Origin of the sequence: Streptomyces hygroscopicus subsp. hygroscopicus (assembly GCF_001553455.1) — a bacterium.
Classification (GTDB): domain Bacteria; phylum Actinomycetota; class Actinomycetes; order Streptomycetales; family Streptomycetaceae; genus Streptomyces; species Streptomyces hygroscopicus.
The window spans coordinates 1-10,000 of record NZ_BBOX01000425.1; the positions used below are offsets into that span (position 1 = coordinate 1).

7 protein-coding genes and 2 pseudogenes are annotated in these 10,000 nt (G+C 75.3%); 7 read left to right on the forward strand and 2 right to left on the reverse strand.

Annotated elements, in window-relative coordinates; genetic code table 11:
- The 6 genes and pseudogenes from AXW62_RS34250 to cobC form a co-directional block, all read left to right on the forward strand.
- Window positions 1–470: VWA domain-containing protein (locus AXW62_RS34250; protein ID WP_159061023.1), on the forward strand; the 470-nt coding region annotated here is incomplete at its 5' end.
- Window positions 470–1,066, forward strand: coding sequence for a cob(I)yrinic acid a,c-diamide adenosyltransferase (cobO, locus tag AXW62_RS34255; RefSeq protein WP_030841175.1), 597 nt, complete (start codon window positions 470–472; stop codon window positions 1,064–1,066). The genes AXW62_RS34250 and cobO, both read left to right, overlap by 1 nt.
- Window positions 1,060–2,493 (forward strand): cobyrinic acid a,c-diamide synthase CobB, encoded by a 1,434-nt coding sequence (locus AXW62_RS34260; protein ID WP_060947892.1) that lies wholly within the window; start codon window positions 1,060–1,062, stop codon window positions 2,491–2,493. Before cobO ends, AXW62_RS34260 begins: the two co-directional genes overlap by 7 nt.
- Window positions 2,494–2,512: 19 nt before the next feature.
- Window positions 2,513–3,025 carry a cobalamin biosynthesis protein gene (locus tag AXW62_RS34265; protein WP_060947893.1) on the forward strand — a complete coding sequence of 171 codons (513 nt, stop codon included), beginning with the start codon at window positions 2,513–2,515 and terminating at the stop codon, window positions 3,023–3,025.
- A 68-nt stretch (window positions 3,026–3,093) separates the two neighbouring features.
- A pseudogene (locus AXW62_RS34270) lies at window positions 3,094–3,855 on the forward strand (sirohydrochlorin chelatase); the annotation flags it as partial.
- A 763-nt stretch (window positions 3,856–4,618) separates the two neighbouring features.
- Window positions 4,619–5,755, forward strand: a complete 1,137-nt coding sequence (gene cobC / locus AXW62_RS34275) for an Rv2231c family histidinol phosphate aminotransferase CobC (RefSeq protein WP_079115930.1) — start codon at window positions 4,619–4,621, stop codon at window positions 5,753–5,755.
- Between the two features lie 449 nt (window positions 5,756–6,204).
- Here the strand turns inward: cobC and AXW62_RS34280 are convergent, their stop codons facing one another.
- Both AXW62_RS34280 and AXW62_RS34285 read right to left on the reverse strand, forming a co-directional pair.
- Window positions 6,205–7,101, reverse strand: coding sequence for an SCO1860 family LAETG-anchored protein (locus AXW62_RS34280; protein WP_060947894.1), 897 nt, complete (start codon window positions 7,099–7,101; stop codon window positions 6,205–6,207).
- A 444-nt stretch (window positions 7,102–7,545) separates the two neighbouring features.
- Window positions 7,546–8,667, reverse strand: a complete 1,122-nt coding sequence (locus AXW62_RS34285; RefSeq protein ID WP_174556462.1) for an amidohydrolase family protein — start codon at window positions 8,665–8,667, stop codon at window positions 7,546–7,548.
- 334 nt (window positions 8,668–9,001) lie between these two features.
- On the opposite strand from AXW62_RS34285, the pseudogene AXW62_RS40035 reads away from it, so the two are divergent.
- Window positions 9,002–9,493, forward strand: a pseudogene (locus AXW62_RS40035) (SigE family RNA polymerase sigma factor); the annotation flags it as partial.
- Between the last annotated feature and the right edge of the window lie 507 nt (window positions 9,494–10,000).

Here is a 10,000-nt window from a genome sequence, read left to right on the forward strand (position 1 = left end):
AGGTCGGGCTGATCACCTTCCGGGGCGCGGACGCCGAGCTGGCGCTGCCGCCCACCTCGTCGGTGGACGCGGCCGCCGTGCGGCTGGAGCGGCTGTCGACCGGCGGCCGCACACCGCTGGCGGCCGGGCTGCTGAAGGCGCGGGACGTGCTGCGGGTGGAGCGGCTGCGGGACCCCTCGCGGCGCCCGCTGCTGGTCGTGGTGACCGACGGGCGGGCCACGGAGGCGCGGCGGTCCGGCGGGGCCACGCCGGTCGAGCGGGCCGGGCGCGCGGCGCGGATGCTCGCGGGCGACGGGATCGCCTCGGTGGTCGTGGACTGCGAGTCGGGGCCGGTACGGCTGGGCCTGGCGGGCGCGCTCGCCCGCGAGCTGCGGGGCACACCGGTGACCCTCGACGAGCTGCGCGCGGACAGCGTGACCGCGCTGGTGCGCGACGTACGGACCGTATCGACCTCACGGAGGGCCGCCTGATGCCGCAAGGACAACCGACCGTCGTCCCCGACGACGGGCTGACCACCCGCCAGCGCCGCAACCGCCCGCTGGTGCTGGTCCACACCGGTCAGGGCAAGGGCAAGTCGACCGCGGCGTTCGGGCTGGCGCTGCGGGCGTGGAACCAGAACTGGCCGGTCGGTGTATTCCAGTTTGTAAAGTCCGCGAAATGGCGGGTCGGTGAGGAGCGCGCGCTGCGCGTCCTCGGGGACTCGGGCGAAGGGGGGACCGTCGCATGGCACAAGATGGGCGAGGGCTGGTCGTGGGTCCAGCGCGACATGGCTTCCAGCGAGGAGGCCGCACGCGAGGGCTGGGAGCAGGTCAAGCGCGATCTCGCGGCGGAGACATACCGGCTGTACGTGCTGGACGAGTTCGCGTATCCGATGCACTGGGGCTGGGTGGATCCCGACGAGGTGGTGTCGGTGCTCCGGGACCGGCCCGGGACGCAGCACGTCGTCATCACGGGGCGTAACGCACCGGCGCAGCTGCTGGACTTCGCCGATCTGGTCACCGATATGTCCAAGGTCAAGCATCCGATGGACGCCGGTCAGAAGGGCCAGCGGGGCATCGAGTGGTGAGTGTTCCGCGCCTGGTGATCGCGGCGCCCGCCTCCGGCAGCGGGAAGACGACGGTCACCGCGGGGCTGATGGCCGCCTTCGCGGAGCGCGGTCTGGACGTGTCCCCGCACAAGGTCGGCCCGGACTACATCGACCCTGGCTATCACGCGCTCGCCATCTCCTCGGCCGCCTCCTCGGCCGGCCGGGCCCGGACAGCGCGTCCGGGCCGGAATCTGGACGCGTTCCTGTGCGGTCCGGAGCGGATCGCCCCGCTGTTCCTGCACGGGGCGGCGGGCTGCGACCTGGCCCTGGTCGAAGGGGTGATGGGCCTGTTCGACGGGGCGGCCGGACAGGGCGAGCTGGCCTCGACGGCGCAGGTGGCCAAGGTGCTGCGGGCGCCGGTGGTGCTGGTCGTGGACGCCTCCTCGCAGTCCCGCTCGGTGGCCGCGCTGGTGCACGGCTTCGCGTCCTGGGACCCCGGGGTGCGGGTCGCGGGGGTGATCCTCAACAAGGTCGGCTCGGACCGCCACGAGGCGATGCTGCGCGAGGCGCTCCAGGGGTGCGGAGTGCCGGTGTTCGGCGCGCTGCGCCGGGCGCGGGCGGTGCGGGCGCCCAGCCGCCATCTGGGCCTGGTGCCGGTGGCCGAGCGCCATGCGGAGGCGGTCGATTCGGTGGCCGCGCTGGCCGCCCGGGTGCGGGAGGGCTGCGATCTGGACGGGCTGCTGGCGCTGGCCCGCAGCGCACCGCCGCTGTCCGGGCCGGTCTGGGATCCGGCGGAGGAGATCCGCCGGGCGGCGGAGCCGGTCCCCGGCGCCGGGGACCGGGCCGCCCCGCGGGCGCGGCCGGTGGTCGCCGTGGCGGGCGGGGCCGCGTTCACCTTCTCGTACGCGGAGCACACCGAGCTGCTCACGGCGGCCGGGGCGCGGGTCGTCCCCTTCGACCCGCTGCGGGACGAGCGCCTCCCGGAGGGCACCGGCGGTCTGGTGATCGGCGGCGGCTTCCCCGAGGTCTACGCCCCGGAGCTGTCCGCGAACGAGCCGCTGCGCGCCGCCGTCGCCGGGCTCGCCGCGTCCGGCGCGCCCATCGCCGCCGAATGCGCCGGACTGCTGTATCTGGCGCGTTCGCTGGACGGGGAGCCGATGTGCGGGGTGCTGGCCGCCGAGGCGCGGATGTCGGAACGTCTGACGCTGGGCTACCGCGAGGCCGTGGCCGTCTCCGACACCGCACTCGCCGCCGCGGGGACGCGGGTGCGCGGCCACGAGTTCCACCGCACCGCCATCGAGCCCGGGGCGGGGCCGGAGCCCGCCTGGGGTGTCGTCCGCCCCGAGCGTCGTACCGAAGGGTTCGCGCAGGGGGATGTGCACGCCTCCTATCTGCATGTGCACTGGGCCTCGGTCCCGGGGGTGGCGGCCCGGTTCGTCGGCCGATGCGCGCCCTGGGCCGGATGAGCGGAGGCGGTGGGCTGACGTGCAGGTCATCGGCCGGGCCGCGGTGTGCCCCCGGTCCGCGTCACCGCTCGTCGTCGGGGTCGGGGCGAGCCGGGGGGTGTCCGCCGGTGAGGTGATCGGACTGGTCGAGGCGACGCTGGCGGAGGCGGGCCTGTCACCGCACGCGGTGGCCGAGTTGGCGACGGTGGAGGCCAGGGCCGGGGAGTCCGGGCTGCTGACGGCGGCCGGGCGGCTGGGGGTGCCGCTGCGCGGATACCCGGCGGAGGCGCTGGCCGCGGTGGAGGTGCCCAACCCGTCGGCGGCCCCGCTCGCCGCCGTGGGCACGGCCGGGGTCGCCGAGGCGGCGGCGCTGCTGGCCGCCGGTCCGGGGGCCGAACTGCTCGTCCCCAAGCGGAAGTCCGCGCCGCACGGCCGCCCCGCGAAGGCCACCTGCGCCGTCGCTCGCCGTCCGGCGTTGGCCACATCCGCGCAGAGCGGGCGGCGAAGACCTGCCGTGGAACCTGCCGTGGACCGCCCCGGCGCAGGTCAGTAACGTCTCGGGGCGGAAACAGCCCGCCCCCGCTGACCGTGACACGGCACCACCCGCACCAAGGAGACCTCGTGACGACCCCGCCCGCGCTGCTCATCGCAGGCACCGGCACTCGAGACGAAGGGCATGCCGCCGCCTTCCACGACTTCGTCGGGGAGTTGGCCGCACGCCGCCCGGACCTTCCCGTGGCAGGTGGCCTCATCGGACCGGGCAGCCACCCGCTGTCCGCGGCGGTCACCCGGCTCATCGGGGAGGGGGTGACCCGCTTCGCCGTCGTACCGCTGACCCTGAACCCGGCGGCTTGCCCGAGGGACGGCATCGCGGCCGCGCTGGCCCGGGAGGCGGAGCGGCACGCCGACGCCTCGTTCGCCTGCGCACCGCCGCTCGGCCCGCACCCCACGCTGCTGGGCGTGCTCGAGCGGCGGCTCGACGAGGCGCTGGGCAATCGGCCCCGGCTGCCCTCGGACCGCGCGGAGACGACCGTGCTGCTGGTGAGCGACGGATCGCCGCACCCCGAGGCCAACGCCGAGGTGCACCGGGCCGCCCGGCTGCTGTGGGAGGGCCGGGGCTTCGCGGGCGTCGAGGTGGCCTTCGCCTCGCTGGCCGCACCGGATGTCACCTCGGCCCTGGACCGCTGCGCCAAGCTGGGCGCGCGGCGGGTCGTGCTGCTGCCGTACTTCCTGTTCGCGGGCGACGCCCTGGAGCGGGTGCGGCAGCAGGCCGAGGGATGGGGGCTCGCCCACCCCGAGGTCGAGGTGGTCTCCGCCGATGTCATAGGCCCGGCCTGGGAGTTGGCCGACCTCGTCATGGAACGCTACGAGGACGCGACCCGCACCGCCGGGACGGCCGGGGCGGCCCGGATCGCCGGGACGGTCGGGACCGCCGGGTCAGCCGGGGCCACCGGGACGGCCGGGACCGCCGGGACGGCCGGGACCACCGAGTCGGCCCGGATCGCCGGGTCGGCCGGGGCCGCCGGGTCGGCCGGGTCAGCCGGGACCACCGAGTCGGCCCGGATCGCCGGGACCGCCAGGACCGCCGGGACGGCCGGGTCAGCCGGGACGGCCGGGACCGCCGGGGCCGCCGGGATGGCCGGGGCCACCGGGACGGCCCGCACCGCCGGGACGGCCGGGATCGCCGGGACGGCCGGGACCAGCAGGTCGGCTGGGACCGCCGGGACGGCCGGGACCAGCAGGTCGGCTGGGACCGCCGGGACGGCCCGCACCGCTGGGTCGACCGGGACCGCCGGGACGGCCGGGACCACCGAGTCGGCCCGGATCGCCGGGTCGGCCGGGGCCGCCGATGAGCCCCATGCCTTCGCACATGCCGATGTCCACGCCGATGTCCGCTGACCCATCGACGGGCCCGTCCGCGTGCGGCCCGGACGTCGGGCCGGACGCACGCGGGTCGGACGCTCTGTCCGCCGAGGGCGCGATCGCGGAGAGCAGCAGCGCGGGGAGCAGCGCCAGCAGCGCGGGGAGCAGCGCCAGCAGCGCGGGGAGCACGACCGCAAAGAGCGGGACCGCGAAGGGCGCACCCTCAGAGGGCACGACCACGCAGAGCACTCCCTCACAGGGCGCGACCGCAGAGGACACGACCGTGAAGAGCAGGACCACGCGGAGCACGACCGCCGAAGACACGACCGCGCGGAGCGCGCCCTCGGAAAGCACGACCGCAGAGGGCGCGTCCGCCGGATTCGATCTGCGGCACCACGGGGACGCGGAGGTGCGGGGTGCCGCTGCCGCCCTGACGGACCTCGCGGTCAATGTCCGGGCCGGTACGCCTCCGGACTGGCTCAAGGCCCGTATCGCCGCGTCCCTCGACGGGCTGGCCGCCTATCCCGACGGGCGGGCCGCGCGGGACGCGGTCGCCGTACGCCATGGTCTCCCGGCCGACCGGGTGCTGCTGACGGCGGGCGCCGCGGAGGCGTTCGTCCTGCTCGCCCGCGCCATACCGGCCCGGCGCCCGGTGGTGGTGCATCCGCAATTCACCGAACCGGAGGCCGCGCTGCGGGACGCGGGCCACACGGTGGAGCGCGTGGTCCTCGATGAGCGGGACGGTTTCCGGCTCACCCCGGACGCGGTGCCGGACGGGGCCGACCTGGTGGTGATCGGCAACCCCACCAACCCCACCTCCGTACTGCACCCGGCCGACGCCCTGGCCGGTCTCGCCCGGCCGGGGCGGACGCTGGTCGTGGACGAGGCGTTCATGGACGCCGTTCCGGGGGAGCACGAGTCACTGGCGGACCGCACCGATGTGCCGGGGCTCGTGGTGCTGCGCAGCCTCACCAAGACCTGGGGACTGGCGGGGTTGCGGATCGGCTATGTGCTGGCGGAGCCGGACACCATCACGGCGCTGGAGCGGGTCCAGCCGCTGTGGCCGGTGTCCAGCCCGGCCCTGGCGGCGGCCGAGGCGTGCTGCGCCCCGTCCGCCCTCGCCGAGGCCGCACGGGCCGCCGACCGTACAGCCGCCGACCGGGCCTATCTCGCGGACCGGCTGGCCGAGTTGGCGGAGGTGCGGGTGTGCGGTCCGGCGGCCGGACCGTTTCTGCTGATCCGCCTTCCGGGCGCGGCGGCGGTCCGCACCCGGCTGCGGGAGCTGGGCTTCGCCGTCCGCCGCGGCGACACGTTCCCGGGCCTCGGCCCGGACTGGCTCCGGCTCGCGGTCCGCGACCGCGCCACGACGGACCGCTTCGTCGTCGCCCTGGCGAAGGCCATCGCGGAAGCGGTCGCCTGACCGCGCGCCGCGCAGGTGCGGCGGGCGGTCGGGTTACGGCTTGCCCGTGCCTCCGGACGGCTGGGCCCTGGGTCGCTGTGGCCTCGGACCCCGGGCCCAGGGCCTCCACGTCCCCACTCCCCCTGCTCCCAGTGGCCCCGGGTCCGGAGCCCGCGCCGTTCGGCACGGGCTCCGGACCCCACAGGGCGGTGGGTGCCGGGGCCGATGAGCCGCGGGTACCGGACGCCGCAGGCTGCGGCGGCACCGGCACCCGTGAGCTACCCCATGAGCCACAGGACCCGGACCCACAGACCACGGGCACCGGACCCCAACGGGCCACGGACACCAAACCCGACAAGCCACGGACACCAAGTCCCAACGGGCCACGCACGCCGGGCTCGACGGGCCATGCGGCATCCGCAGAGGTCAGGAGGCGAAGGACGCATCAGCGCCTGACGGCGCCAGGGGCGTCAGGCGGCGTCGCCGCGGGCGCCCGCGCGCCGACGACGGGCCAGGACGACGGCTCCGCCACCCGCGGCGAGCAGCAGGGCACCGCCGCCCACCAGGTACGGCGTGGCCGAGCTGCCGCCGGTCTCGGCCAGGTGTTCCGGCTTGGGCTCGGGCGTGGTCTTGGAGCCCACGCTCGGGCTGGGCTCCACCGCCGCGGCGACGGGTGCCTCACAGGTCGCCCGGGCGAGGGTGACCTGCCCCTCGACCTCGGAGACGTTCAGCTTGAGCGGGTTCACGGAGACCTTCAGGTTGAGGGCCGTGGCCGCGGCCGTGCGCGAGGTGGTGGACGTCCGCGACAGGTCGAGCCGGACCTGGCCGAGCGCGGGCACATCGACCGTGGTCGTACCGCCCGTGCTCAAGGTGGCCTTCCTGCCGAGCACGCTGACGCTGCCGAGCAGGTTGGAGTCGGCGGTCGGCCGCTTCCCGGCGGCACACACCGCCTTCGAGGTCACCTGCTCGACCGTGATCAGCGGCACCGCGGCCAGACCCGGCACGCTGACCCGGGCGTTGACGAGGTTGGAGTACCCCTCGGCCCGCTGCTTGTCCGCGGCGGCCCGGGCGGTGGCCACGTCCGCCCGCAGCACATTGAACGGGCGGCCCCCGTCCACGCCGTCCAGGGTCGCGGTGAGCGCCGTCTTGCTGGCGGTCGCGGGCGCCTGCACATCGTTCAGCGCGACCGCGAGCGGTGCCGTGACGGTCTTGTTGAGCAAGGAGACATCGAGATCGGTGCGGAGCACGACCGCACCCGCCTTACCGGTGGTAGCGCCGGTTTCGGCCTGCGCGGTCGCCGCGGGCATCAGACCCAGGACGGAGACCGCGGCAGCGGCAGTGGCGGCCGCCAGACGGCGGGTAGGCATGCCGAAAGAGGTGTTACTGGAACAGGACACGTGAGTTGACCCCCACAGGAGACATGGAGCCGCCGGCGCCTGCCGCGGGGGACTCCACGGGCGCCGACGGCCTCGACGACGCCATATTTGCGCACCGTGGGTAAACACGCGGGCACATGATGTCCGTTCATCCCAACGGGTGTGGTTCGCCGCTGAGTTCGAACCCTGGCCCCTTGAAGCACCGCTGTCCCAGGGAGGGCTGTCGCCCCAACGGAATCTCAGGCCCCACGCGTCACACGCGGCACACGCCATCCGCTGTCCCGACCGCCGAACGCCTCCCCAGCCGTCAGCCCGCCACGGCAAAACCCGCCGCCGCACAACTCCCGGGCCAACCCGCCAACGGCCAACCCACCGCCCCACAACCCCCGGACCAACCCGCCAACGGCCAACCCGCCGCCGCTCAGCTCGCCACGGTCAGCCGACCACCCGTCCCCGCAGCACCACCCGCCGCGGCGTCGTCAGCACCCGCACGTCCTCGCGGGGATCCGTGTCGTAGACGACGAGGTCGGCGGAGGCGCCTTCGGTGAGCCCAGGCCGCCCGAGCCAGGCCCGTGCCCCCCAGGTCGCCGCCGAGAGCGCGTCCCGTGCCGGGATGCCCGCCTTCACCAGCTCGGCGACCTCCTGCCCGACCAGCCCGTGGGCCAGGCCGCCGCCCGCGTCGGTACCGGTGTAGATCGGGATGCCCGCGTCGTAGGCCGCCCGTACCGTCTCGTAGCGGCGCGCGTGCAGCCGCCGCATATGGTCGGCCCAGCGCGGGAACTTCGCCTCGCCGCCCAGCGCCAGCCGGGGGAAGGTCGCGATGTTGACCAGGGTCGGGACGATCGCCACGCCCCGCTCCGCGAACAGCGGGATGGTCTCCTCGGTCAGCCCGGTGGCGTGCTCGATGCAGTCGATCCCCGCCTCGACCAGCGGAGCGAGGCTCTCCTCGGCGAAGCAGTGCGCCGTGACCCGCGCACCCAGCCGGTGCGCCTCCGCGATGGCCGCCTCGACCGCGCCGCGCGGCCAGCAGGCGCCCAGGTCGCCGGTCTCCCGGTCGATCCAGTCACCGACGAGCTTGACCCAGCCGTCGCCGCGCCGCGCCTCCGCGGCGACGTAGGCGACCAGGTCCTCCGGCTCGATCTCATGGGCGTAGTTGCGGATGTAGCGCTTGGTGCGGGCGATGTGGCGGCCGGCCCGGATGATGCGGGGCAGATCCTCGCGCTCGTCGATCCACCGGGTGTCGGCCGGTGATCCGGCGTCCCGCAGCAGCAGCGCCCCCGCGTCGCGGTCGGTCAGTGCCTGCTTCTCGCTGGTCGGCTCGTCCACCGCGCCATGGGCGTCGAGTCCGACATGGCAGTGGGCGTCGACGAGTCCGGGCAGCACCCAGCCCTCGATCAGCCGGACGTCCCTGGCCCCGGCCGGCCGCTCGAACGTGATCCTGCCGTCGACCACCCACAGCTCGTCCCGGATGTCCCCGGCGATGTCGTCGGCCAATTCGCCGGTGTCCGGTCCGACCAGGACCCGGCCCTTGATGTGGAGCACCGCGCTATCCCTCATGCAACGCACTGTACGAGACCGGAGCGCGGCGTTGACCGGCCAATTCCCATCAGCGGCAACGGCGCCACTCGAACAACATGCGCAGCGCTGCTACGCTCACGCAACCCACCGCACGAGCGGCACTGAGGAGGTCCTCGTGAGCGCTCCCACCGATGACGCGGCCGCCTCGGGCACCGCGCGAGCCGTACGGATGGCCGCGACCCGCGGGAGGGACACACCACACGGCGCACCGCCGGACGCACCCGACGCGCCGGAGGGCCCCGACGGCTTACCGGCCGGGGCACCTGTCCGCCCACACGCCGACTCACACGCCCCCTCGCGGACCGACCCGCGCATCGACTCGCACGCCGACTCACAGGCCGAGTTCCGCGACTTCTTCGAGCGGCACCACGCCGAGCTGGCCCGCCTCGCCCATCTGCTGCTCGGCAGCTCCGACGGGGCGGACGACCTGGCGGCCGACGCACTGGTGGCGGTCTGGCACCAGTGGGACCGGGTGCGGGCCGCCGACCATCCGGCCGCGTACGCCCGGGGGGTGGTCGCCAACCTGGCCCGTTCCCGGATCCGCAGCCTGGTGCGCGAACGGCGGCGGGTGGCGCTGTTCTCCTCACAGGGCTCCGACCACGTGGACGACCCGGATGTGTCCGCCGTGGTGGACGTGCAGGCCGCGCTGGTCCGGCTGCCGTTCCGCAAACGCGCGTGTGTGGTGCTGCGGCACGCCTTCGACCTCTCCGAGCGGGAGACGGCCCGTACGCTGGGCATCTCCGTGGGCACGGTCAAGAGCCAGACCTCCCGCGGGATCGCCGAGTTGGAGCGGCTGCTCGGCCCTCTGGACGGGGAGGGCGAGCCCCCCACGACGAGGCGGCCCGGGCAGCCAGAGGCCGGACAGCCAGAGCCCCAGCAGACGCAGACCGGGCGGCCAGGGCCCCAGCAGACGGTGGCCGGGCAGACGCAGACTCACCGGCCGCAGACCCACCAGCCGCGAACCCACCAGCCGCGGACCCATCAGACAGAACCCGGACGGACAGAAACCGGGCAGCCAGAGGCCGTGCAGACAGAAACCGGGCGGACGGTACGGACGCTCCGCTCCGGGAACCTGGGCCCGACCGGGCCCGCTCGCCGCTCGGGTCACATCGGCCACGCCGGGCACGCAGGAGGGGGCAGTTGATGATCGAGCATCGCGAGCGCCACGAGGGCCGCGATGTCGTCGCCGAGCTGCGTGCGGCCGCCGCCGCCCACGAGCCGGACCGGACCCGGATGCTGGCCCGGGTCACGGCGGCCATGGCGGCCGACGACCGGGGCCGCGGCCCGCGCACGAGCCCGCGCTGGACCCGGG

What these genes read in the sequence shown, in the direction of transcription:
- cobO (WP_030841175.1), top strand. Translation starts at nt 470, where the DNA reads ATGCCGCAAGGACAACCGACCGTCGTCCCCGACGACGGGCTGACCACC.
- AXW62_RS34280 (WP_060947894.1), bottom strand. Translation starts at nt 7,101, where the DNA reads ATGCCTACCCGCCGTCTGGCGGCCGCCACTGCCGCTGCCGCGGTCTCC.
- AXW62_RS34285 (WP_174556462.1), bottom strand. Translation starts at nt 8,667, where the DNA reads ATGAGGGATAGCGCGGTGCTCCACATCAAGGGCCGGGTCCTGGTCGGA.